Source organism: Flavobacterium daemonense, from assembly GCF_007341385.1.
Lineage (GTDB): Bacteria > Bacteroidota > Bacteroidia > Flavobacteriales > Flavobacteriaceae > Flavobacterium > Flavobacterium daemonense.
Map to the genome: position 1 here is coordinate 17,963 of NZ_VJYD01000015.1, position 26,489 is coordinate 44,451.

Annotated in this window: 21 protein-coding genes; 12 read left to right on the forward strand and 9 right to left on the reverse strand. The window is 34.5% G+C overall.

Annotated elements, in window-relative coordinates:
- Positions 1-53: 53 nt before the first annotated feature.
- The 6 genes from FND99_RS16925 to FND99_RS16950 all read right to left on the reverse strand — a co-directional run bounded on the left by FND99_RS16925 (position 54) and on the right by FND99_RS16950 (position 8,952).
- Positions 54-1,817, reverse strand: coding sequence for an amidohydrolase (locus FND99_RS16925; RefSeq protein WP_144339121.1), 1,764 nt, complete (start codon positions 1,815-1,817; stop codon positions 54-56).
- A gap of 172 nt (positions 1,818-1,989) precedes the next feature.
- Positions 1,990-3,009: an alpha/beta fold hydrolase gene (locus FND99_RS16930; RefSeq protein ID WP_211356641.1), complete on the reverse strand. Its 1,020-nt coding sequence runs from the start codon at positions 3,007-3,009 to the stop codon at positions 1,990-1,992.
- A gap of 40 nt (positions 3,010-3,049) precedes the next feature.
- Positions 3,050-3,847, reverse strand: a complete 798-nt coding sequence (locus FND99_RS16935; protein WP_144339122.1) for an alpha/beta hydrolase — start codon at positions 3,845-3,847, stop codon at positions 3,050-3,052.
- A 486-nt stretch (positions 3,848-4,333) separates the two neighbouring features.
- Entirely contained in the window at positions 4,334-6,283 is a 1,950-nt protein-coding gene (locus tag FND99_RS16940) for a sigma 54-interacting response regulator (RefSeq protein WP_144339123.1), read from the reverse strand.
- Between the two features lie 14 nt (positions 6,284-6,297).
- Positions 6,298-7,908 (reverse strand): sensor histidine kinase, encoded by a 1,611-nt coding sequence (locus FND99_RS16945; protein ID WP_144339124.1) that lies wholly within the window; start codon positions 7,906-7,908, stop codon positions 6,298-6,300.
- A gap of 132 nt (positions 7,909-8,040) precedes the next feature.
- Positions 8,041-8,952 carry an AraC family transcriptional regulator gene (locus FND99_RS16950; RefSeq protein ID WP_144339125.1) on the reverse strand — a complete coding sequence of 304 codons (912 nt, stop codon included), beginning with the start codon at positions 8,950-8,952 and terminating at the stop codon, positions 8,041-8,043.
- Between the two features lie 505 nt (positions 8,953-9,457).
- Here FND99_RS16950 and FND99_RS16955 point away from each other — a divergent pair.
- The 3 genes from FND99_RS16955 to FND99_RS16965 all read left to right on the forward strand — a co-directional run bounded on the left by FND99_RS16955 (position 9,458) and on the right by FND99_RS16965 (position 13,117).
- Positions 9,458-10,438 carry a BstXI family restriction endonuclease gene (locus FND99_RS16955; protein WP_144339126.1) on the forward strand — a complete coding sequence of 327 codons (981 nt, stop codon included), beginning with the start codon at positions 9,458-9,460 and terminating at the stop codon, positions 10,436-10,438.
- A gap of 242 nt (positions 10,439-10,680) precedes the next feature.
- A complete protein-coding gene (locus FND99_RS16960) occupies positions 10,681-11,949 on the forward strand; it encodes an MFS transporter (RefSeq protein ID WP_162615568.1) in 1,269 nt (422 codons plus the stop codon).
- A gap of 91 nt (positions 11,950-12,040) precedes the next feature.
- On the forward strand, positions 12,041-13,117 hold the full coding sequence (locus tag FND99_RS16965) for a Ppx/GppA phosphatase family protein (protein ID WP_144339127.1): 1,077 nt from the start codon (positions 12,041-12,043) through the stop codon (positions 13,115-13,117).
- A gap of 490 nt (positions 13,118-13,607) precedes the next feature.
- Here the strand turns inward: FND99_RS16965 and FND99_RS16970 are convergent, their stop codons facing one another.
- The 3 genes from FND99_RS16970 to FND99_RS16980 form a co-directional block, all read right to left on the reverse strand.
- The gene (locus FND99_RS16970) at positions 13,608-14,879 is read right to left on the reverse strand and encodes a hypothetical protein (RefSeq protein WP_144339128.1); all 1,272 of its coding nucleotides are present in this window, start codon (positions 14,877-14,879) and stop codon (positions 13,608-13,610) included.
- Positions 14,880-14,958: 79 nt separating this feature from the next.
- Complete coding sequence (locus tag FND99_RS16975; RefSeq protein WP_144339129.1) at positions 14,959-15,336, reverse strand: hypothetical protein; 378 nt, start codon at positions 15,334-15,336, stop codon at positions 14,959-14,961.
- Positions 15,337-15,975: 639 nt separating this feature from the next.
- Entirely contained in the window at positions 15,976-16,995 is a 1,020-nt protein-coding gene (locus tag FND99_RS16980) for a hypothetical protein (RefSeq protein ID WP_144339130.1), read from the reverse strand.
- A 195-nt stretch (positions 16,996-17,190) separates the two neighbouring features.
- Between FND99_RS16980 and FND99_RS16985 the strand changes: the two genes are divergently transcribed.
- From FND99_RS16985 to FND99_RS17025, 9 genes are all read left to right on the forward strand, one after another.
- Positions 17,191-17,706 carry an RNA polymerase sigma factor gene (locus tag FND99_RS16985; protein WP_144339131.1) on the forward strand — a complete coding sequence of 172 codons (516 nt, stop codon included), beginning with the start codon at positions 17,191-17,193 and terminating at the stop codon, positions 17,704-17,706.
- Positions 17,707-17,756: 50 nt separating this feature from the next.
- Entirely contained in the window at positions 17,757-18,656 is a 900-nt protein-coding gene (locus FND99_RS16990; protein ID WP_144339132.1) for a FecR family protein, read from the forward strand.
- A 27-nt stretch (positions 18,657-18,683) separates the two neighbouring features.
- Positions 18,684-21,188 (forward strand): TonB-dependent receptor, encoded by a 2,505-nt coding sequence (locus FND99_RS16995; protein ID WP_246074238.1) that lies wholly within the window; start codon positions 18,684-18,686, stop codon positions 21,186-21,188.
- Positions 21,189-21,478: 290 nt separating this feature from the next.
- On the forward strand, positions 21,479-22,387 hold the full coding sequence (locus FND99_RS17000; protein ID WP_144339134.1) for a COG4315 family predicted lipoprotein: 909 nt from the start codon (positions 21,479-21,481) through the stop codon (positions 22,385-22,387).
- Positions 22,388-22,442: 55 nt separating this feature from the next.
- Positions 22,443-22,838, forward strand: a complete 396-nt coding sequence (locus FND99_RS17005) for an OB-fold protein (RefSeq protein ID WP_144339135.1) — start codon at positions 22,443-22,445, stop codon at positions 22,836-22,838.
- 4 nt (positions 22,839-22,842) lie between these two features.
- Positions 22,843-23,706 (forward strand): DUF5777 family beta-barrel protein, encoded by an 864-nt coding sequence (locus FND99_RS17010; RefSeq protein WP_144339136.1) that lies wholly within the window; start codon positions 22,843-22,845, stop codon positions 23,704-23,706.
- Between the two features lie 17 nt (positions 23,707-23,723).
- Positions 23,724-24,068 (forward strand): hypothetical protein, encoded by a 345-nt coding sequence (locus FND99_RS17015; protein ID WP_144339137.1) that lies wholly within the window; start codon positions 23,724-23,726, stop codon positions 24,066-24,068.
- Positions 24,069-24,078: 10 nt separating this feature from the next.
- A complete protein-coding gene (locus FND99_RS17020; protein ID WP_144339138.1) occupies positions 24,079-24,621 on the forward strand; it encodes a YceI family protein in 543 nt (180 codons plus the stop codon).
- Positions 24,622-24,796: 175 nt separating this feature from the next.
- A complete protein-coding gene (locus FND99_RS17025) occupies positions 24,797-26,482 on the forward strand; it encodes a mechanosensitive ion channel family protein (protein WP_144339139.1) in 1,686 nt (561 codons plus the stop codon).
- Positions 26,483-26,489 lie beyond the last annotated feature (7 nt).

The window sequence follows — 26,489 nt, forward strand, 5'->3', positions numbered from 1 at the left end:
TTCGCGAAAGTGAATCCGTGTCATCTGTGTGCCATTCTCACAGCTATTACCATTTATTTCTGATAGCCACCAAAATGTTTTACAGGAGACCAATCCGGAATCACCTCAGGAATTTCTGGGCTCAACGCTTTATATTCCGCGGAAGCGTAAACAATTTTGCCATTCACAATCGTCAAAACCGACTCGATTTTTCGAATGTCATCTGGTTTTAGCGTAAAATAATCATCAGATAAAATTGCCATATCGGCATACATTCCTTTGATTAATTTTCCTTTGTCTTTCTCTTCGCCCGAAAACCAAGCGCTTCCAGAAGTGTACAATTGCAAAGCCGTGAACTTATCCAAAACCTGATCTTTTGGCCAAAACTGCATACCGCCAATTGTTTTTCCAGTCAATAACCAATGCAATGACATCCAAGGGTTAAAGGTCGAAATTCGTGTCGCATCAGTTCCAGCTCCAACCGGAATTCCGAGTTCGAGCATTTTTTTAATTGGAGGCAATTGTGTTTTTGGCGCGCCATATAATTTGTTGTACAATTCGCCTTGATAATACATTCGGAATTGCACCGCAATACCGCCACCTAATTTTTTAACTCGTTGAAGTTCAGAAGGTGTAATGGTCTCGGCATGATCAAAAAACCAACGCAATCCGTTAAACGGAATTTCTTTGTTTACTTTTTCAAAAACATTCAACATTCTGTCAATAGATTCGCCGTAAGTAGCATGAAGTCTAAAAGGCCATCTGTTTTTTACTAAAAGCCGAATTATAGGTTCTAAATCAGTTTCCATTTCATCTGATAAAACAATTCTCGGTTCCAAGAAATTTTCAAAATCAGCCGCTGAAGCTACGATGTTTTCTCCCGCACCTTCTTCAACATAACCATTTGCAACAATCAGATTGTCATTTTTATTGACTTGTGTTGTGGCAACCCATTTCTCATAATCTTGAAGTTCTTTGCCTTTTTGCTGTGCAAATAAATAATATGAAATACGAAGACTCAATTTATTTTGCTTCGCCAATTCCAATGAGGTCACATAATCAGCAGGGAAGTTCTGGCTTCCGCCAGCGGCATCAATAATGCTGGTAAGTCCAAAACGATTAAGCTCATGATTGTACTGTATAGAGCTATTGACGCGTTCTTCAGGACTTAATTTTGTGGTAAGTCCCATTGTCATGTAAATCGCTTTTGGGGTTTCTTTGGCGTACATCAAACCTGTCAAATTTCCGTTGGCATCTTGTTCCAAGACACTTCCTTCGTATTTGGTATCTTTTGTATAACCCAAAACTTCAATTCCTTTTTTGTTTAAAAAAGCTTTTCCGTACAAATAGGTTATAAATACAGGTTTGTCAGGAACTGCAGCATTGATTTCGTCAATTGTGGGTTGTCTTTTTTCTTCAAATTGAAATTCATTCCAGCCGCCAATCACTTTAATCCAAACACCATCTGGCGTTCTTGCGGCTTGCTCTTTTAGCATTTCCATGGCGCGTTTCAAGGTTTTTACACCGTCCCAGCGGAGTTCAGCATTATAATTCAAACCTTCGCGAATGACATGCATATGGCTGTCGTTTAGCCCCGGAATTACCGTTTTTCCTTTGGCATCTATTAATTTTGTCGCTGAAGATTTATAAGCAGAAAGAATGTTTTTTTCGGTTCCAATGTCCAGAATAATTCCGTCTTTCATTGCAATTGCTTGAACAAATTCGCCTTGTTTTTGCATGGTTGCAATTTTTCCGTTGTAGATAATTAAATCTGCTTTTTGCTGGGCTTGAGATAACAAGCCCGCAGAAAGCAATAGAATTAATAATAATTTTTTCATGATTTTAGTTATTTAATTCGTTGAGGTAATTATTTTTCAACACAGAGAAATATAGTTTTGTAAAAACTTAAAAAAGCATTTTACTATGTGTTAGAAACTAGTTTCTTATTAAGCACTTTTCCATGAATAAAATCTATGTTTCTATGTGTTGAATAATACACCAACGAGTTATTTATTTAGCCAAGAAAAAGGCTAGTAAATCTTTTTGAACTTGTGCTGTATTTTCTTGAACCAACCAGTGTCCTGATCCTGCAATTTTAGATTCAGATACATTTTCGGCTACTAATTTGGAATGATCTTTTAAGAATGCAGCCGCAAAATATTCGCCACCCATTGCTAATAATGGCATTTTTAGTTTTTTCTTCGCAAAAATTACATTGTCTTTTCCGTCTTGCTCAAATGCGCCAAACCATTTAAAAGCTGCTGTTGTACCGCCTTCAACCGCATACGCTCTAATAAATTCTGCTGATTCTTCGGCCGTAAAAGGATCTTTTACATGTCCTACAACTGGCCAGAAATTAGTCAAGAATTCTTTTTCTTTTCCTTTTACAATATCTCCGGAAGCTGGCCAAGCAAAAAATCCAAACCACCACGCAGATCCTTTTACATTAGACCAAACAGGCTCGATTCCAGGCAAAAGCGCATCCATCAAGGCAACTTTTTTAACTTCGTTTCCGTATTGAGCGGCATACGCGTAAGCAACCATAAGTCCGATGTCGTGTCCTGCCAAATTGATATTCGAATAACCTAGTTTTTTTACCAGTTCGTGAATATCTGATGCCATTGTTTTTTTGTCGTAGCCGCCTTCTGGTTTGTCTGATTCGCCAACGCCTCTTAAATCAGGAGCGATTACGGTGAAATGTTTAGAAAGTTCTGGCAATAAGCGATTCCACATATACCAGTTTTGGCCAAAACCGTGAACTAAAACCAATGGATCTCCTTTGCCGCCAATAACGTAGTGAATTTTGATTCCGTTGACTTCGGCCGTGGCATGTTTAAAATTTGCTGGCGGATTTGCTGGAGCAACCTGTACCGTTTCTGCCGATTCGGCTGGTTGAGCTTCTGTAGCGGGCATTTCTTCTGCTTTTTTATTGCAGGAAATTAAAGTCAATATTAAAATTGCGGCAGTAAAAAATTGTACTGATTTTGTTTTAAAATTGAATAAGAAGGTGTTTACTGAATTCGTTTTCATGATTAAAATTTTTTAGAAGTGGTTAATAAATAATTGGTTATTATGAATTTTCTGGAGGCAGTGCGGCAATCCATTCTTGTATGTAAACTGCGATTTCCTGCCATCCGGGTTGATTCAATACAAAGTGATTTCGATCTGGAAAAACCTTAAAAGTGGTGATCGAATTTTTGTCTGAATATTTTTTATAGTTCGAGTAATTGAGAGATTCGGGAATCGTATGATCGATCGATCCGGCAATGAACAATAAAGGTTTATGAGGTGCCTTAAAATCTACTTTTGCGACTGAAGTGATGGTGTCGCGAACAATCAATTTAGATTCTGGAATTGCCGATTCACAATAGGCTTTTTCCTGCCATTCTTCGGGCATTCCGTTTGTAAAAGCATATTGCCATTGACTAAAACTCATCAAAAATGTTTTTTTAGTCGAAGTGAAAAATCCAAGCGGACCCCAGCCTGCTTTTAAGAAAGAAAATTTAAAAGTCATTATTCCTTGAGGAGGAACTGAATGTATCGCAATTGCTGCCGACGCCAGATTGCGCTGTAAAAGTATTTGTGCCGTAAGACCGCCAATTGAATGCCCGATAATGATAGGTTTTTGAGGCAGATTCTTAGCGATATTTTCAAAATATTCGATTAATTGCGATAATCGAAAACTGGCAACTTGAGGATCAGGATGACGCTCACGTAAAAGTTCAACTGGAGCATCTTTGTAAGGCCACGCTGGTGCAAGGGTTTTGAATCCTTTGTTTTCAAAAAATAGTTTCCATTCGTCCCAGCATTTATTACTCACAAAAGCGCCTGTAATAAAAAGAATCGTAGTAGGGGTTTCGGTTAGCATAATACACGTTTTAATGTTATGCCAAACTGTAAACTAAAACCGAACCTAATATGTAACTAATTGATTTTTAAATGATTAAATGTTTTATACTGATTTTCAGCAGACTATATTTCGTCGTAAAACGAAAATGAAGCAACTGAATGTCGTTTTTTTATGGTTTATGGTTGATGGTTGGTGGTTGATGGTTGATGGTTGATGGTTGATGGTTGGTGGTTGGTGGTTGGTGGTTAGTGGTTTATGGTTTATGGTTTATGGTTTATGGTTTATGGTTGGTAGTTGATAGTTGATAGTTGATAGTTGATAGTTGATAGTTGATAGGTGGTAGTTGATAGGTGGAAGTTGATAGGTGGTAGTTGATGGTTGATTGCGAAACGTTAATTATTAAAAATTTTTAAAGCGATTTTAAAGCGCTTTTCATCACGCCTTTTATGCAATTCACCATTAACCACCAACCACCAACTATCAACCATCAACCATCAACCATTATCAAAAATGACTTCTCTTGATGCCGAGTTTTTGCATTCTTGATGCCAATGTAGTAGGAGGCAGACCGAGTATTTCGGAAGCACCGCCGGCACCTCTGATTCTGCCGTTGCATTTTTCTAGAACATTGATAATGTGTTCTCGCTCGTTTTCCTGAATGGTTTTAAAATACCATTCGTTTGAAGTATTGATAATTTTTATTTCATCAAAAGTAGGAAGCGGAATATGCTCGATCGTTGCTGTTTTGGCTAAAAGAATACTTCTTTCAATAAGATTTTCAAGTTCGCGAATATTTCCCGGCCATTGATAAGCCAAAAGACTTTTTAAGGCAGTTTCGGATATTTCGGTTACATGTTTTCCCGTTTTAGCACTATAGACAGCAATAAAATGACGAGCAAGAAGTCCAATATCTTCTTTGCGCTCTCGCAATGGAGGCAATTGGATCGGAAAAACATTTAAACGATAATATAAATCAAGCCTAAAACGGCCATCGGCAACTTCTTTTTCTAGATTGCAGTTCGTTGCGGCAATGATTCTGACATTTACTTTTATGGGAAGATTTCCGCCAACTCTTTCAATTTCTTTTTCCTGAATGGCACGAAGCAGTTTTGCCTGCATTTCGAGAGGCATATCGCCAATTTCATCTAAAAATAAAGTACCGTTATTGGCTTGTTCAAATTTGCCTATTCGCTTTTCTATTGCGCCAGTAAAAGCTCCTTTTTCGTGTCCAAATAATTCCGATTCGATAAGGCTTGGTGGCAACGCCGAACAATTGATTTTTACGAAAGGGCCATTTTTTCTGCCCGATAGTTGCTGAATACTGTTGGCAATACTTTCTTTTCCTGTACCGCTTTCACCCGTAATCAAAACAGTGGTATCAGCCGGAGCGACTTGTACAATGTGATCGAACAATTTTAAAAGTATCGGACTTTTGCCTACAATAGATTCAAATCCTGATGTTTTTGCATTTTTTCCCGCACTATGATTTGTTGCAGCAGTATTTTTTTGATCTAAATTTTTATCCGCACGAATTAAATTTTCAATAGCATAAATTAAAGGTTCTTGAAGTCTTTCGCATAGCTTCAAATGATTTTTGTCGTAATTGATTGATTGTCTGCTGAAAAAAGACAAATAAAGTCCGCCGTTTTCATGTATTGACAACGGAACAGGAAGCATTAAATTTGACTTCATATTCATCGAATTGGCAATCATTTTTTTGATTGGCGTTTTGTCGCAAATTTTCACAAAGTCGTTATCGTTATAAAAAGTAGCTTCAGTTTCTACTTTGCTTTTATTTCGCAATTCATTGATTTCCGATTCTTTTAAAGCCGTAATATTCTGCAATTCTTCAATTCCTATTTTTTGATATTCCTGCAAACCTGTTCTAGCGTATCCTAAAACTCTATTAGACAATTTATTATCAATGTAAAAAACCGCCATTACAAGATCAAAAGAAATAAGAGATTGCAAAGAGGTAATAATGTTAAGAACACGATCATCCCAAGTGCCGCTTTTTTTGACGATGGATTTTAATTGTTTTTGAAACAAAAGTTCTTTCCTGATCGATGATTCGATTCCGTGTTGTTGATGATATTCGGCAATTTCAATCGTAACTAATAGATCTTTTTCGCGAAAAGGCTTTACCAAAAATCCATACGGATGCGTTAATTTAGCCTTATTAAGAACCTCTTCATTTGAATTTGCCGAAAGATAAATAAAAGGAATATTGTCTTCTTTAAGTATTTCTGCCAAGTCAATTCCGGTTTCTTTTCCTAAAAGAAAAATATCAACAAGAACCAGTTCGGGTTTTTCCTGAGCAATGTAATATTTAGCGTCTGAAACAGATCGGGCCATTCCAGTTATAGAATGCCCTGCTTTTTTTAGCATTAATCGTAAATGATTTGCTTCTACAAACTGATCTTCAACAATGAGGATTTTTAGTGGTTTTGCCATTTTATAGAATTAAATTAATCAAGATTATTTTCGTTAATAGTAAATTCCAAAGTTATTTTGGTACCGTTTGAATTCGTTATCAAAAACTTTCCTTCAATATCGGCCGCGAGGCCATGCATTAGTTTTACGCCCAATGACGGATTGTTGTAGGGATCAAAATCGGGTGGAAGCCCAATGCCGTTGTCCCGAATTATTAAAATATATTTGTTGCCGTCATTTTTTTTAAGCGAAATATTGATGATGCCTTTCTCCTGATTTTCAAAAGCATATTTGATTGAATTGGTGACCGCTTCATTAAAAATTAGTCCAATGGGAACCGAATGCGATAAAGGAAGATTAAAACTGTCAATGTCCAGAACAAACCGAATATTGCTTCGTATTTCATAAAAATCCTTTAAATATTCGGTTAATTCGAAAATGTACGAAGGCATATCGATTATCGACAAATTCTCAGATTGATATAATTTTTGATGAATTAGTGACATCGCCTGAATTCTGTTCTGACTGTTGTTGATTGCCAAAACTGCTTCTTCGGTTTTTAAAAATTCAACTTGGCTCGCCAATAAACCAACAACCATATGAAGATTGTTTTTTACTCTGTGGTGAATTTCCCGCAAGAGCCATTCTTTTTCAACCACAAGATTTTGAAGGGTAGTATTCTTTTTATTGATTTCGTTTTGTTGGGTTTCGAGTACCTTGTTTGTTTTCTTTTTGAACATGAAACTTTTGTAAAGCAAGCCCAAAATAATAAGCAAAAGCACTACAAACGTGATCATGGAATTGCGCAAAAACACTTCATTTTTAAGTTTGCTTTGCTGTAAAAGCGTTTTGTTTTTCAATCGGATTATATCTCGATTTCTTTTTTCTGCTTCATAAATAATATTCAGCCTTGAGGAAATTGGGTAAATGGCGCTTTCTTTAAGATTTGCTGCTTTATAAAAAAATATGGCTTTTTTGAGGTAATGCAAAGAGCGGTTAAAATCGGAGTACGAAAAATACAATTCACTGATTTCTCGATAGCAGTCACCAATTCTTTTATTATTTCCTGATTTTTCGAAAAAAGTTGCTGCTTGAAAAATAGGAACCAATCGTTCGGGTATTGGTGCAAGAGTCCTCATTTTTTCAGACCAAATCATAACCCAAGATTCTCCCAAATCATCAAGTTCATCAGTATTTGTCAATAATCCAATCGCTTTTTTTGCACAAATGCTAATCATCGGATTATTATTTTTTAGCTGATAAAGCATGGAAAGCTGCAGGTAACATTTTCCGGCGTAAATATTAGAATGAAGAAATTGGCTTAACCGAAGTGCTTCGTTCGCATAATAAAATGCTTTTTCTAGTGTTTCGGGATTGTTGAAAGAAGCTTCATACCAGTCGCTTAATTTCAAAAGTGTTTTTATTTTGTCAATATTTTCATCTAATCCTTTTAGCATTTTTTCAGCAATCAGTACTTGCTGATCGCTGTAGGGCATTTCTTGTTCGCCTTTATTTTCAAGGCTGAGCAGATTTTCTTCCGCCATTTCAGATTGGTTTTCTTTTCTGAAAGGCGTCAAGGCGTTTAAATCTCCAAGCGTGAATAAAACAAGGAGCAGCAAAAGTACTTTTGATTGAGTAGAGAACATTTTTCGTCGAATTAAACTGGCTCTACGAAGGTATTGATAATTATGTACTTAACTTTGAAATATTGCAAATTTGATTACCGACGATATATCGTCGAAATAGCAGATAAAAATCAAAATTAATGCAAGTTTATCCTATACAATATAAGACGATTTTGATTGCGGTGAAAATCGATACTGCAATGGCGATATTTTCATGTGTTTTTTAAAAAGACGCGAAAAATAGTAAGGATCATCATATCCTAATTCGGCAGCAATGACTTTTACTTTGACTTCTGAAGTAATTAGAAGCAAACAAGCCTGCTGTAATTTTAAATGAATGAAATAATCTAAAGGCGCCATTCCGGTGCTTTTTTTGAAAACGAGCGAAAAATGAGATGGCGATAAATTATTAATAAGCGCCAAATCTTCTAAAGTGATTTTTCCGCCAATGTTTTTTCTCATATATGAAATCGTATTGCTGATGGAGTCAATTTCCTCTTGTTTTTTTTCGTTGATGTTTACGTCGGGATACAAAAAAGAAGAAACGAAATCGTACAAAGATAAATTTGCCTTTGTGATGTTTTCTTTTCCATAACCCATTTCAAGATTATGGTACATGTCGTTCCAAAGCTTTAGTCCTTTTTCGTTGTAGTCTATTTGGCGCGGACCATCAAACAAACCAATATTGAAACTTTTGTTGAAAAGGTCTATATCGCGACTGCCAAAATGCACCCAATATATTGTCCAAGGATCATTTTCGTCTGCTCCGTAAAGTATATGTTCATTGGTTGCAGGAATTATAAAAAATTGATTTGGCCTAACCTCAAAGCGAGTGCCGTTTACACAATGCCAGCCTTTTCCGCGCACGCAGTAAATTAAAATATTGTCGGCGCATCCTTTTTTGCGTTCTCTGTAATGATAGGTGGCCTTAGGGAAATATCCCATATGGGTAATATACAAATAACTTAATACAGGATTTTCTTCAATTGCTTTTTTCCAAATATTATTGGGTAATGAAATTAGTTTTTCACCCCGAAAACCTTCTCGCTGTTTAAAAGCCTCCATGATAATTTAGTGTAAACAAAAAAACATATTAACTTCATTTTTATTTTGTCTCAATAATGAGATAATCCATTTTAATAATTTGACAAGCCATCTCTACTAATTTTATAGGCTTATAAAAGTATTTTATCTGCAAGTTTGTAATGCAATAATAAGAAGATTGTCCATCATAATAATAAAATTGTCCATTTATTTTAAGTTACGAATAAAATAGATTTGCTTTTAACAAATGTTTAAGTTTTGTTGATTTACCAAAATTTAACCATTTAATTAAGATTAATTCTATTTTAGAAAATAGCTTAAACTTAAAGTGTTGATTTTTAGTTTTTTATAAGATAACAAAAGTAGTAAATAAAAAAAACAAGAAGAACTATGGAGAGAAAAAAATATTTTTAAAGGTTAATCAAAAAACATCCAAAATTTTAGTATTAATAATAAAAATTAAAAAATGTAAGAAGATATTGCTGCCAAATCTACAATAAACTAACAACCAACTTAACTAACCCCTATGGCAAAAAGACTACCTAAACTACCCCCTTTACTGCAAAGTAAAATTTACAAAACGGGACAAACTAGAAGCGCGAATGATGATGTGATTTTTCAAAACAGAGCCAACAGAAATGGTACGGTTTTGATTCCTTTCGATTCCATTGACTTATTTGATGTTTCGGTTTTAACTTCTCAAAAATTTGAAAGCGGTTTTATCGTTGTCATCAGTCCTGAGGATTATTACTCAAATCCTGATGTACAAATTATTATGAAAACCAAGAAACTTAAACTTGGTGTCAATGCCATTTTGCATTATGAAAATAGAGCGCAATGGAATGAATTTAATCCTTATAAAAACAAGCTATCTGTAGCCGAAAAAAGAACAACTCCCATTGATGGACATTTTGTGGCCAGAATATTGCCAACGGCAAAAGATGAAGAAAAAATTATTCTTGGTTTTAATACCAGCAGCTGCAAAGGCGCTGGAATTAGAGTTGCAGAATATGCTTCGCTTCATACCATAAAATCTTGCCACTTGCAATTAGAATATTTGTTCTGGCTTTGTCATGATTCTAAGGAAGTTGCACTTAACGCCGGTATGACAGAAAGTGAGATCGAAAACCGTATGACGGCTATTACTGCGTCCTGCAATAATCAAAAATTATCCAACAATGACCGGCTTTACAAAACACGCATTATCGACAATGCTAAAAACACAATTTGCCCGCTTTGTTTAAAAAAGTTAAGTGCTGAGGCTTTTCTCATCAACTTTTTTGAATCTTCTGAAAAATCAGATTCTGAGAAAGACATCAGCCAGATAAACCTTTTTTACATTAATCAGCTAAAAACCGGAGAGTTCAATCATTCTCCTTACAATTTGGCTTGGGGACATCAAAACTGTAACATGATTTGTAAAGAAACGGGGGTAATCGAAACTATTAAATGGATGAAAGAAGTGGTCGTAAATACCATTATTTTCAATAAGGATTCATCTAATTAATCATGTTTAAAGGATTTTTCTTGAGGACTATTTTGAATAAAAATATTGTTCTCTGAAAAAACATATTAAATCCGTAAAACAACAAAATCTACTTAATTCAAAAAAAGCTGTTTGCATCAAAAAGCAAGTGTAATCATTTGCTTGAATTATTGATAGCAGGCTTTTTTGCACACTCTCTTTTTGACTTGTTTTAAAAAGAGGCACCAAAAAAATAAAAAAAATTCACCAAAAAAACAGAAAAAATGATAAGCGACATAAGAAAAAAATACATCGAAAATTATAGCGGTTTTCCAAAAGAAATTTGGATTTTGACATTGATCACCTTCATAAACAGAACCGGAACAATGGTAATTCCGTTTCTTTCAAAATATATGAGAGAGAACCTGCATTTTGAATACAATCAAATTGGCTGGGTAATGGTTTGTTTTGGAGTTGGTTCGTTTATAGGAACGTGGCTGAGCGGGGTTTTGTCTGACCGAATCGGGTTTTATAAAGTAATGATTGGAAGCCTTTTTGGCAGCGGAATCGTCTTTTTTATGCTGCAGTATATAACATCATTTGAAGGCTTTTGTTTTTCAATTTTGCTATTAACAACCATTGCCGATATGTTTAGGCCAGCAATGTTAGTTTCTTTAAATACTTATACACGTAAAGAGAACAAAACAAGAGCACTGGCTTTAGTAAGAGCAGCAACGAGCCTTGGGTTTTTATTTGGTCCACCTTTAGGAGGTCTAATAATTGTTCTGGTAGGTTATAAATATCTTTTTTATGTAGATGCGGCTACGTGTATTTTGGCAGTTATCGTTTTTGTCATTTTGGTTAAAGAAAGAAAATTGCCATTTAAACTGAAAAAAAACAATATCGGCGTAGACAAATATGCCATATTAAAAGACAAAGCTTTTTTAACTCACATGTTTATTTCGCTGATAACAGGAATCATGTATTTTCAAGTTTTTACAACTTTGACGCTGTACCACAGAGAACAATTTAATTTATCTGAAGTAAACAGTGGTTTGATTTTGAGTTTCAGCGGTATTTTGACATTGTTGTTTGAATTGCCAATTGTGAATTATGTAGAAAAAAACCGAATCAATAAGCTGAATGTCATAATGGTTGGTTTAGGATTTATGGTGCTTAGCTACATTCTTTTGTTGACAAATGATAAATGGTACGGAATATTGTACATAATGATGTTTTTCATGACGCTTGGCGTAATGCTGACTTTTCCTTTTGCGAATTCATTTGCCATGACCAGATCACACAATAATCAAGAGGGAAGATACATGTCTGTATTTACAATGAGTTTTAGTCTTGCGCATATATTAAGCGCAAAAACAGGTTTAGAGATTGTGACTTATGCGAGTTACAGAGCCGATTTTATTTTTATGAGTATGATTGGCGTATTGGCCATCACATTATGTTATTGGCTAGTTAAAACCGTTGAGAAAGAATCAATTGAGACAAAAATAAAAATAGTGCAATCTATATTTGTCGATAAAAAGAAAAAATAAGTCTGCTTTGCGCGAAAATGAGTTTTCCAACTCCTTTTCAATGTTTGAATAAAATGAGCTGTTCCTATTACTAATAAAAACACCATTTACTATGAAAAAAAATAATGCGTTAAAAGCCATAATTATTTTTGTTTTTTTAATTCCTTCAGCCTTGTTTTCGCAAGAAATTTTTGGCGGAATTGAAATAGGGAGCAAGGGGGTAAAAATGTCGGTAATAAATGTCCAGAATATTAAAAGAGGAAAATACGATGTAGTTGATTTTTGGACAGAAAATGTCGCTGTCGCAAAAGGAATAGCTATAAACGGAAAATTAGCGGATGCTGATATTGAAAATGCCTTTAATGTTGCTGCAAAAAATTACACCAAGCTGGTCAAAGAATATAAAGTCGAAGAAAAAAACATATTTATTGTCGTTTCTTCTGGAGTTGGAATGGCCGAAAATGTTGATGTTCTGCTTCAAAAATTGCGTGTCTTTACAAACATTGATATCGCAATTATTTCTTCTGAAATTGAAGCGAAATTATTGCTCAAAGGCTGTATTCCGCCAAAAGAATATGCAGATTCTGTAATTCTTGATATTGGCGGCGGAAACACAAAAGGCGGTTATGTTGAAGAATTCAATAACGATGATATTTTAATATTTTATCCTTTGACATTAGATTTGGGCACAGTAACTTTTACCGAGAAAATAAACAAAAAAGCCAAAACCAATACGATTAATGAATATAATGAATTGCTCTTTAACGCTTTGCCCGAATTAAGAGAACAAACAGATCGTTTGTACAAGCAAAGTCCAAAAGTTTTTAGCAAAGATAAAATCTACATGTCGGGAGGCGCTGTTTGGGCATTTTATACTTTATATAAAGGAAAAAGCGCAACAGAAAACTTTAGTCCATTTGAAGTCAAGGAAGTGGCAGAATATAATAATATGATCAAAACTGATTATGCAAAATTTGAAGCCATGGCAGCACAAGACAAAGATGTTGAAAAGGTTTTAAAAACATATTCGCAAAAACATTTAATTACTGCAAATTCAATTTTACTGACTTTGTTGGAGAAAATCCCAAACGTAAGATCCAAAAAGATCTATTTTACAAAACAAGGTCAAATGGCTTGGCTGCTGTCCTATATTGCAGATTCTGCGAAAAGAGTGAGGAATATAAAATAAGATAAGGCTGTCGTAAATGACAGCCTTTTTTTTGTGCTTAAATTAATCACAAAGTATTTTCAAAATTTAAAACTTTGACAATGAAGTAATCGCGAAGTATTGTCATTTCGACCGGAGGGAGACTCGAGCGATAGCGACTGGCGAAGCAAATCTTCGCGAGAAACTCTACAAAGATTGGCGACAATCTATTGAGAACTGTTTTTTTGTCATTTCGACCGGAGGGAGAAATCTTAACGAGAAACTCTACAAAGATTGGCGACAATTTATTGAGAACTGTTTTTTTGTCATTTCGACCGGAGGGAGAAATCACACTAGAATTTCCGCAAAGAAAATCGCCAATCTTTGTAGAGTTTCGAGTGTGATTTGCTTCGCCAGTCGCTATCGCTCGAGTCTCCCTCCGGTCGAAATGACAAAAAGAAGTCAACTCATTAGTTTTTAGTCTTAATGAAAAAAAAACCAGCTCTAAAAGAGCTGGTTTTGTAAAACAGTATCAATCAAACTTTTTAATTCTAAAATCTGGTTTTCTTCTCAGTGATGAACTGGCAAATAATTCATCGTTTTTAAGTTTTACAAACTCGATTCCGAATTGTTTTCCCTGATACCAATTACTTATAAAAGAATTGGTGTCGGTATTTTGAGTTGTTCCAATAATTTTGGTATCGTTAATAAGCAAATCTTTTAGCATTATTTTCTCTAAGTATTCATCAGAAATCGTCACAGTGTCCGAAAATATGATGAGGTGGCTAAATCCAGATATTACTGAATTAGTCAATGTCAGAAAAGTGTTTTCACGAATTAATATTGCTTCGTGTTTAAGACCTTCAGTTTCTGTTCCAATATCCTCCGTATGCATCATTGTGATATTTGTAGCATTTACTCGGGTCATTTCTTTTTTACTGTCTAAAACTTCACCTTTTCTAGTATCGACCGTTTCCATTTCAAAACATCTCGATCCGTAACTATCTGATAGAAACGGACTTCTTATGGCAATACTATTAGATAAATTGCATTGAACACCTTGCGTAAAATCAAAATCATCATCGGCAGATCGCATTGATACTAAATTAGCTGCGTTTACATAACCTCCATAAAACTGAAAAGAATCATCATCGCAAGATGTGACCTGAATATATTCTAGTTTTGTTTTGCTCCCAACTCCCGCCAGAGATAGTCCATTAAGAGGCTTATTAGCAGTTGTTTTTTTTCCAGAAAACTCAATTCTTACATATTTTAAAATTCCAGAATCGCTCTCTTTGTTATCGCCGCCATACATTGCTTTTTGCGGGTCAAGATCGAACTCTAAAGTACCAATGCCGCCGGTTTTATTTATTGGCGCATCTCCTAAAAGAATAATACCGCCCCAGTCACCAGCATTTCTATCTCCCGTAGCTTTATTGGAAGTAAAAACGATTGGATCAGTTTCGGTACCTTCAGCATTGATTTTTGCCCCTTTTGTAATGACCAATGTCGTCAGCGTGTCAGTATCGCATCGTATCAATGTGCCTGGCTGAATGGTTAAGGTTGCATTTGGAGCAACATAAACGGTACCGACTAATACATAAACATTTTCTTTTTTTAAGGTCATGTTTGCGGTAATCGTACCGGTTATTATTATAGAAGCTTCATTGTAGCTGGTCGTTTTTGGATTAAAATTTGTCCACATGTTCAACCAGTTAGTGTCACCATTAATACCTTTAATGTTTTGTCCTTCAGTCACTATTGTGAAAGTAAAAAATACAAGTAACAGTAAATTCTTTCTCATAACTTCTTATTTTAATGTTAGTATTAAAAGAAAAAAGGCCAACCAGTAAATAGTCAGCCATTTTTCAATTTTCAATCAATTATAATTTAGAAGCGATTTCTTTTTTATACTTGTTAAGAATTGCTTTGGTCATTCCTAAATTTGCTTTAGTAGAATCTACTGCGAGATAAATCATGTATAGGTTATTCTCTGAGATATCAATAATGTGAATTTGAGACGTCAAGGTGATCATAATGTCTGAAACAACTTGATTTTTAAGTCCTAATGCGCTTACCGCATTCATTTTTGCTTTTACAACTTCAAGGTTAAAAGCTGATGCTAATTCTGGATCAAAATCTGCAAGTGCTGAAAGTGAAAAGTAAGACATTCCACTTTGAATTTCTGCAATTGAAACTGCGATGAATCCTGGTACATTTTTTTCTAAATCGTCTCCGAATTGTTTTAAAAAATCTGACATAATTTGGGTATATTAAATTGGTTATTAATTTGTTTTTGTTCAACATCATTGTTGACATTGCAAATATATTTTGAAAAAGATTTTGAGCTCTTTTCTCTTGAAATTGATTTTCTTTTTTTTTCTCATTTTTTTTTGAGTTTTCTTTTTTTTTGAAATCTACTTTTACGAAAATACTGACAATGAGATTGTTATGATTTTTATTTTTGTAACCATTTAGTGGTAGTTTTTCAGAATATTTTAAAAAACGAGGTTTTTGGGTTAATTATCAGATAATGAGGTGTTTATATTTTATTTTTTTTACCATCAAATGGTGGCGAAATTCTGATTTTTGTCTTTTGATTTTCTATAAGTGCTTATTTTATTGTGTATTGGAAATTGTGTTTTGTTTTTTTAACCTCCTAATGGTTTTATTTTATCTAAAAAAGTGGCCAAAATATGCGATATGTTGAAAATAGTGCGCTAAGCAAGTATTTTTACGTGAGAAATCACTTCATAACAGAGATCGTTTTTATAAAAACGAGATGGAAAAAGTGCAAAATTGAAGTGTCGAAAAAAAAGAATAGTTTTTAAAACAAAAAAGGAACGGTTTTTTTAAACCATTCCTTTTCTATTTTTACATTAAATTTTGAAAAATATCGCTTAATTTTTTTCGAAATAAAGATAATTGGTATTGCTATTTACATCACGCAATCTTATTAAGGAATTGTTGAATTCAAACAATTTCCAGTTATCGTTCAATTTTTTTAGTAAATCTGAATTGAAGTTCAGCTGAACTTCCCTAACGCCGTTTTGTAATTTCGTATCCCATTGGCCAGTTTCAGAAGAAGCGCCTTTAGAAGCAATTACCGTTTTATCACTTTTAAATGTAAACGAATAACCGGCATAAGAAGCCGTTTTATCTGAGTCAGCGTAATAATAAGGTATTTGCCAAGAACCGTTTGTAATTGTATTTGTAAAATCAAGCGTTACAATATTATTTTCGGGACAATAATCAATGGCATATTTTATGGCATTTTCAAAATCTAAATTGCTGGTAATCGATTTTGTCTGATTATTATAATCCACGATAGAAATTGGATATTGCAGCGAAATATATTGACTGCCGGTCAAATCTTTTATAAAATTAAAAAATGCCTTGTCACTCGTGATTGATGTAGAACTTGCAGCTTGACTGGCGCTGTTGTAAATATTTATAGTAATAGGATAATTGATATTTAATCCGTTGATTTTAGATAAAAGATCAGGATACTGATTCCAATAATTGATTAAAGAATTAAAATCGGATTCATTTGGGATTACTTTTTCAATATAATTATAGTAAACCATTGTTACCGGAAAATTTATTTTCACAACATCGTCGTCGCTATTGCTGGCATTGATATTATCGATTACTTTTTGATAATCGGCTGGCGAATTAACCGCAATTTGCGTATTGTTGACCGTAACCGTATATGGAGGTTTTATAGTACAATAAGTAGATCCGTCGATTACATTGTCTTCGACTGTTTGAACCATTGCAACCCTTTGAAGATAAGAGGTTAGCGGAGAAGCATTTGTAACTGTTCCTTGTGTAGTATTGACTTGCTCATCCATTTCATTTTGACAAGACAACAAGAAAAACAAAACTGCAATTGATAAATATTTTTTTAAAGGGAACATATTTATATTTTTACAAAGATAATAAAATTTAAGAAGCTGTTTTTTAATAAATTGTCATCCATTATTTCGGTTTTATTTTTTCAATCTCAAATGATTGCGTGAAATAGACCTTTCTGTTTTTATAAAACAATCAGCTTTGATTTTACCCTACTTAAAATAAAAACAAATACATTTACATTGTAAATTGAAAATCGAATGCCAGCCAAAAACGAATCAAATACTTGCGACGAAATCATTTTTTCGTCTTTCTTCAAAAGTCAGATAAAAGCACTTCGGAATTTTCTTTTTTACAAATATGGCAATATGGAGCAAGCCGAAGATTTAGCCCAGGAAGCTTTTGTAAAACTTTGGAAAAACTGCGCGTCAGTTCCATTAGAAAAAGCAAAATCATTTATTTATACCGTTGCAAATAACAGCAGCCTCAATGAAATTGCGCATCAAAAAGTGGTTTTGAGATATGAGAAAAACTTCACGGGCCTTGATAAAACAAATGAAAGTCCTGAATATATCTTAGAAGAAAAACAATTTCAGGCGAAACTTTTGAAAGCCATTGAAAATTTGAACGAAAAACAGCGCATTGCATTCTTGATGCATCGAATTGACGGAAAAAAATACAGCGAAATAGCATTAGATTTAAATATTAGCGTAAAGGCAGTTGAAAAACGCATTCATTTGGCTTTATTGAGTTTACGCAAAGAAATTGATTTGTAAAAGTAGGGTAAACCCTGTTCCAGTTGTTTTAATAAAATAATAGCAGTACAATGAAAAAAAATCACTTATTAGCCAAATGGCTCAGCAACGATTTATCTGAAGATGAATTAGCTGCATTTGAGGCAAGCCCCGATTTTGAAAAATACCAGAAAATAAAAGAGTATACTGCTCATTTAGAAGTAGATGATTTTGAAGAAAATAATATGCTGGCGAACATTCTTAAACAGGAAAAAGAAGCGCCAAAAGTGATTCCGTTATACAAAAAATGGATGTTTCGAGCTGCAGCAATATTTGTTTTGGCTTTGGGAATTACCTTTGCCATGAAATTTTTCATGCCACAAACACAAACGGCAAATTTTGGCGAAAAAACCTCTTTTTCATTACCTGATAATTCTGAAGTTGTACTGAATTCAGGTTCTGAGATAAATTATAAAAAATGGAATTGGGATCACAACAGACATTTGGAATTAAAAGGAGAAGCTTACTTTAGAGTTGCCAAAGGTCGAAAATTTGAGGTTCAGACCAATCTCGGGAAAGTGACGGTTCTAGGTACGCAATTTAATGTCAAAGCCAGAAAAAATAGATTTGATGTCGTTTGTTACGAAGGACGTGTGAAAGTAAATTATGATAATTTCCAAATTTTATTGACGCACGGACAAAGTGTAACTTTCGAAAACGGAAAACAAGCCAGAACGACTACAAATTCGGTTAAACCAGAATGGATTGACAATCAGATATGTTTTTCTAAAGAAAATATCAGAAGTATTCTAGATGAAGTTGAAAGGCAATATAATATCAAAATCGAATTAAATACAAAAGATACAACTTCCTTGTTTACAGGAAAATTACCCGCTAATGACTTAAATATTGCTTTGCAGATTATTAGTACGACCTATCATTTGGAGGCTAAAAAAGTTTCCGGAAATAAAGTAATTTTTGACGAAAAATAAATGTTGCTCCCCAAACAATTTCATTTTTTGTTTTGTGTATTTTTCTTCGTTCTCGGCATTTCTGCTCAGGACAAGGAAGAGGCTGTGCCATTGAAAAACATCTTAATTGAAATTGAAAAGCAGCATCAAGTAAGCTTTAATTACATTGAAGAAAATGTTGCCGGAATTAAAATAATACCTCCAAAACAATCAATTTCACTTGAACAAAAACTGGAATATCTTTCTAAAAAAACGAATTTGTCATTTGAAAATATCGGAAACAAATTCAATATTTATAAAAAAGATAAGGAATCACCAATAGTTTGCGGCTACGTTTTTTCGAGCGCTGATAATAATCCAATTAATGGAGCAAATATCAGTTTGAACAGCAAACAGCAAATTGCAACAAATTCGAATGGTTACTTTGAATTTAAAAAAGAAGAGGCAAATGCGTTTGTGATTACGCATATCGGATTCATAAGCAAGAAAATCACAGTTAGCAATTCGGACTCAAAAAATTGTCTCAAAATCTTGTTGGAACCTGAAATTACGGAACTAGCAGAAATTAAAACCAATGCGATTTTAGCTTCGGGAATTTCAAAAAACAAAGACGGATCATTTGAAATTAAGCCTAAGAAATTCGGAATTCTGCCAGGCCTTATCGAACCAGATGCGTTGCAAGCCATGCAGCAAATTCCTGGAGTTAATAGTATTGACGAAAGTGTTTCGAGCATCAACGTGCGCGGCGGTACGCATGATCAGAATTTATTTTTGTGGAACGGAATTCGAATGTACCAAACGGGACATTTTTTTGGTTTAATATCGGTTTTCAATCCGAATTTGGCACATACTATTTCTATTTATAAAAACGGAAGTTCTGCGTTTTATGGCGAAAGTGTTTCAAGCGTAGTTTCGATTTCTTCAACTCCAGAAACGGCTGAGAAAAATACATTCAGCGCCGGAATAAACATGATTAATGCCGATGTTTATGGGAAATACAATCTTTCGAAAAAAAGCTATATCGAAATTTCTGCACGAAAATCAATTACTGATTTCGTAGAAACGCCAACGTACAAAGAATATTTCGACAAAATTTTCCAGAACACAACAATCACCGATTTTTCGCAAAGCCAAAACGTAGATTATCGAAGCGATAAAAAATTCGGTTTTTATGATGCGACGCTAAAATTTGGTCAAAAAATAGGGGAGAAAGATGTTCTGGTTTTAGATTTAATTACGATAAAAGATAATTTGGAAGTCTTTCAAAGTGCCGCTGGAAACAACATCTATAGGTCAGAAAACAATGTTTTGCGCCAACAAAATTATGGCGGAAATTTATCGTGGAAACGAAATTGGAACAGTTTTAATACTACGAAAATTAATGTTTACACATCGGCTTATGAACTTTTGGCAAACCAGAAAACAACTAATGATAATCAAATCGTCATTCAGGAAAATACGGTCAATAATAACGGAATCAATTTAGAGAACGATCATATTATAAGCCCAAAATTTAGTTTTAATGATGGTTATCAGTTCAATGAAATTGGTATTACGAATCTGGAAGACGTAACAAATCCTGATTTTTATCGCAAAGTAAAAGATGTACTTAGAACGCACGCTTTAATTTTGGAAGGAAAATACAATGACACGATTTCTCGAGTATATTTCAAGGCCGGAACACGAGTGAATTACATTGAAAAATTCAAGAAATTTATTGTCGAACCCCGAATTCAGTTGAGTTACGGCTTTAATAAAAATCTGAATTTAGAATTGCTTGGCGAATTAAAAAGCCAAAACTCACAACAAATTATTGATTTGCAGAAAGATTATTTCGGGATCGAAAAAAGACGTTGGATTGTTGCCAATAATACCACAATTCCGATTCAGAAGAGCAAGCAATTATCTTTGAATTTGTTCTATAGAAAGAATGACTGGCTGTTGGATGTAGAGAATTTTTATAAAAAAGTAACCGGAATTACGACTTCCAGCCAAGGTTTTCAGAACCAATTAGAGTTTGTCAAAACAACAGGCGATTATGAAATTTGGGGAACAGAGATTTTGGTTCAAAAAAGAATGAATCATTTTTTGACATGGTTGAGCTATACCTACAACCATAATAATTATCATTTTCCAAATTACGAATACCCAATTTTTCCCAACAACTTTGAGTTGATGCATACGGTTTCGTGGGCGGGAATGTTTGAAAAAAATAATTTCAAAATTGCCTTGGGAACAAAATTGTCTTCTGGACGACCTAATACATCACCCAATACTTCTCAAATTGATGCTTCAAACCCTGTTTTGGTGTATAACAGACCAAACAGCACCAACTTGGATATTTTTTCGCAAGTCAATCTTTCTTCCACTTATAAATGGGAAACTTCAAAAGGAATTCAATATAAATTAGGAATTTCGATCCTGAATATTTTAAACAGGAGAAATGAAATTGGCGAATATTATAGAATAAGTTCGTTGACGAACTCTATTGAAGAAGTTGAAACTTCTGCCCTGCAACGCACTCCAAACTTGAGTTTTAGAGTTTCATTTTAATTCTTTCCGCACAGGATTCCCATAAATTCTGTCTTTCATTTATTTTTTTTTCAAAAAATAAAATTCTTAGGTAGGGTAATCTGCAATAAGGCTGTTTTACTATTGAATCCTATCAAAAGAATAAAAATGATACGCTTAAAAAACTCGTATGACAGTTCATAACAATAGCTGAAAAGTTATTGAACGAAATGCTCATAAAAAAATCAAGTTGACTTCTTGATTGCAAAATGCTTTACAATTTCTGTACAGCAATCTCCATCTTTTTAAATTATTAATCTAATTAAAAAACTATGAAATTAAAACAATTTACATTCGCTTTAGCTGCGTTTTCGGCAGCGTTATTTTTCTCTGGTTGCAGTAGTGATAATGGTGACAGCACAACGACACCACCTCCAGTTCAAGAAAATAAAATAGAAGTTTCTCTTTCTACAAGCGCGACATTGGGTTCTTATCTTTCTGATAAATCTGGGCGATCTTTGTATTTTTTCGCAACCGATTCAAAAGGACAATCATCTTGTACTGGTGGCTGTGAAGCGTTATGGCCTGTTTTTTTTGTAGATAATTTGACTGCAGATAAATTAGGCGCAGGATTGACATTGTCTGATTTTGCATCAATCACTACTCCGTCAGGTAAAAAACAATTGACTTATAAAGGTTGGCCGTTGTACTACTATGCGCCAGTATCTGCAGGTGACGGATATGGCGGTGGAGGTGTCAACACACCAGAAGCTGCGGGTCAAACAGCGGGCGACGGAATTGACGGCACTTGGTTTATTGCAAAACCAGATTATTCTATTATGATTGTAAGAAGCCAGCTTGTGGGTCATGACGGCAAAAACTACAAATCAGATTATACCGTTGGCGATGGTGTAACTACTTATTTTACTGATGGCAAAGGACTGACTTTGTACACATTTAAAAATGATAATTTCAAGAAAAACAATTTTACATTGGCCGATTTTTCTAACAATGGCGTATGGCCAATTTATGAAACAGATAAAATTGTGGTTCCCTCAATTCTTGACAAATCGAAATTTAGTTCGATTACTGTATTTGGAAAAGTGCAGCTGACTTATAATGGCTGGCCGTTGTATTATTTCGGTCAAGATGCTGGTGTTCGCGGTGCTAATAAAGGAATCAGTTTCCCGAGTCCTGGAGTTTGGCCGGTACCTGTAAAAGATATTCCGCTAGCAATTTAAGCTGAATTTTAAGTATAAAAATTGATAAATCCTGATTTTAAAAAAGCACAGAAAAATGAGTAAAAAAATCAAACTAATTATTTTGATAGTGGCTGTATTTGCCTTAGCGGGAGTCATCTCCTATAATTATATAATGCATGGCGGCGAACGGGATTTGGCAGCAGAAAAAACAGATTTCTCGGTTACTTCTGCATTTATAACATCTGAATTTCTGGGAGATATTGACGCTGCAAACAAAAAATATCTTGAAAATGCCGTCGCCATAAAAGGAAAAATTACTGCCCTGAACGGGAAAGAAGTAATTCTGGACGAAGCCATTATCTGCAGTTTTAAGAATCAGGATTTATCAATAAAAAAAGGACAAACAGTTACTGTAAAAGGCCGAATTGTGGGTTATGATGATTTGATGGGAGAGTTGAAATTAGACCAATGTTTTATAATCAAAAATTAATTAAATGAACGTAAAATTATTTTTATCCTCACTATTTTTTCTTTTGGCTTTGAGTCAGGCTTCGGCGCAGGATGATTTACTGAAGCAATTGGATTCGATTAAACCAAAAGAAAAACAGGCAGAAACATTAGGTTTCAAAGGACTCCAGATTTGCAACATGCAATCGACAAAAGTAACTGCCAAAGGCGAATGGTATGTTTTGATTTCGCATCGTTTTGGTGATTTGACACAAGGTTTTAATAATTTTTTCGGATTGGATGATGCTTACACCAAATTAGGCGCCATTTACGGAGCAACAGATTGGCTGTCAATTGGAGCATCAAGACAAACCAATAATAAAATTTATGAACTGACGGCAAAATACAGATTGAAAAATCAGGAAGCTGATGGTTTTCCGGTTTCGATTGTGGGATATAATACAATGGATATCAATACTAATTTGAGTACAGACCAATATCCATATTTAGAATTCAATAATCGTTTGGCTTATACAACACAATTGCTAATTTCAAGAAAGTTTTCGGATAAGATTACGCTTGAATTTGCGCCTATTTACATTCATAAAAATTTGTATGATGAAACAACTGAAAGGAAAGATCAATTTGTTGTAGGACTTGGAGGAAGATACAAATTGACAAAAAGGATGAGTATGAACCTTGAATACGCACCTCGAATTGATGCACCCGAAAATGATGTGTACCATAATTTGCTTTCGCTAGGATTGGATATTGATACCGGCGGCCATATTTTCCAGATGGTATTCTCAAATTGTCAAACGATGAACGATGTTTATGTATTCTCTAATGCCACCGGAAAATGGAATGGAGGAAGCCTTTATTTCGGATTTAATTTATATAGGGTTTTTTAAAATTAATACCATATTCGATGAAAAAAATAAAAATATTTTTAATCGCAGTGTTCAGTGTATTTATAGTTTCTTGTGAATCAAATACCTATAGCGAAATAAGTGCGCCAGCTGTAAATCCAACTTATGTGGCAAATGTAGAACCCATTATAAGACATAATTGTTTGAGTTGCCATTTTGGAACCAATCAGTCCCCAAATTTAGAAACCTACGATGGCGTTAAAAATGCCTGCCTTAATACCAATTTAATTTGCCGAATTGAGTCGGAATCCTGCGGTGAAAGAATGCCTTTGGGCGGACGTCTCGCGCAAAGCGATATTGATTTGATAAAGCTTTGGACAACGGAAGGATTTGTAAAAGAATAAACCAAAAATCATGAAAAAGATAATAGTTTTACTAGTATTTATTTTTTTGGGAAATACCATTTTTGCCCAAAAAATGATGACCCGAACCGGACAAATAAAATTTGAAGCTTCTGTACCTTCTTTTGATCCTGTTGCGGCTGTAAATAATTCGGTTTCGGCAATTCTTGATGAATCGAATGGCGAATTTGCGGTTTTGGCTTTAGTGAAAGCATTCAAATTTAAAATTCCTTTGATGGAAGAACATTTCAATGAAAATTATATGGAATCTTCGGTTTATCCAAAGGCAACTTTCAAGGGGAAAATTTTAAATTTTGATGCTTCGAAAACAAGTGCTTCTAAAAAATACGATTTAGAAGGAGATTTGACAATTCACGGTGTCACCAAAAAAATTAAAACCAAAATAGATGTAGCACCTAAGGATGGGAAATTATATGTTTCAGGCGATTTTGTGGTTAAAAATCAGGATTTTAATATCAAAATACCAAGTCTTGTAAAAAGCAAAGTCTCTGAAGATGTTGCAATTAGTTTTGATTTGGTTCTTGATGAAAAATAAAAAAGAAAACATTTAAAATATTTGCCCCCAAAAAGAAAGCTTTTCTAATACAGTAGAAAAGCTTTCTTTTTTTTACGGAAAATATAAAGGCGTCGTTTTTAATTGAAACATGATTTCAGCGCATTTTAATACATTTCTTCGTATTTTAGTGTTGAAAAGATAAAATGCGACTCCTATGATTTTACATGCTAAGCGTTTGTTTCCGTATTTATTGCTGATGATGTTATTGTTGCTAAAGCCAGATGTTGTCGCCGCACAACTATTAGGCGGTGATAAAAAGACAACTGAGGAACCCGTAAAAATTCCGGATGATTCTTTAGGAAGAAGAACACCGCAAGGAACAGTCAACGGATTTATAAAAGCCATAGGTGAGCAGAATTATTTGCGTGCCAGCCAGTATTTTGTGCTCAGCAAGCGCTCGTATCGCAAAAAAGCCGAAAGAATTCGTATTGCCAAGATTTTTCAGCAATTATTGGACCAAGGAGGAACTTTTTCGCCATCATCAATTATAAGCAGCAAAGAAATAGGGCGTACAGATGATGATCTTTCGACAGGTGTTGATCTCGTTGGAAGCATATCTACAAACAAAACAGCCATTCAACTTTATTTAGAAAATCAGTCAGATGACAGCCAACCAGCATTATGGCTTTTTTCTTCCGAAACGATTGATGCGATTGTTTCAGCCGATCTTACAGGAGAAAAAACTTTTTTAGACAAAGTATTGCCAACGGTTTTAAAAGAAAGGAAATTTGGAAACGTTCCAATAGGACATTGGGCAGTGGTTGTAGTCATGACCGTAATATCTTATTTGCTTTCTCGATTACTGATTTTTCTATTGGCCTTTGCCATACAAAAAATTTGGAAAAAAGCGAATAGCGAAAATGGAGAGGCAATTATGAACGCGCTTGCGTTGCCGGTTCATATGTATCTTACTGTCGTTTTATTTGTTGCTTTTACACAGCGCATGGGGATTTCGATAGTGGTTCGCCAGCGCTTCAGCATCATTATCATTACAATCGGAATTATAGCGTTTTTGATTTTGCTGTGGAGAATGACCGATTTTGTAAGCGTCTTTGTAAGCAGACGAATGAGTAGTAACGGTCGAGTTTCGGCGGTTTCGGCAATATTATTTTTAAGCCGAACCACAAAAGCAGCAATTGTTGTTATCGGAATTATTGCCATACTTGGCATCATAGGCGTAGATGTTACTGCCGGACTCGCTGCATTGGGAATTGGAGGTATTGCGCTTGCTTTAGGAGCACAAAAAACCATTGAAAATTTTGTAGGAAGTGTCAGTCTAATCGCCGATCAGCCGTTGCGAGTGGGCGATTATTGCCGAGTTGATGATATTAAAGGAACGGTAGAATCTATAGGAATGCGTTCTACGACGTTGCGTACGTCTGCCCGAACAATCGTGACGATTCCGAATGGACAATTGTCAGCTAGTAAAATTGAAAATTTTGCACACCGTGACCGATTTTTATTTAATCCGATTTTTACTTTTAGAAGAGAAACCACTTCGGCTCAAATGCGTTTTCTATTGAAGGAATTCCGAGCTTTATTGAATTCGTATTCGTCAGTTAAAAATTCTCCTATTATAGTAAGATTTACAGCCATTACAGCAGATGTTTTAAAAATTGAAATTACCGCCTATATTGAAGCAGAAAATGTCGAAAAATCACAAGAAGTACAAGAAGATATATTGTTGAAAATGATGGATTTAATTGAGAGTAGTGGCACATTTTTAGCGCCATCACAAACGGTTTATGTGACCAGTGAAGCTCCATCTGCATCAAATCAAAAAACAGCAAAAGAACCAAAAAAAGTCATTAAAAAACAGAATGATGAGAATGAAAATTAATCATTCA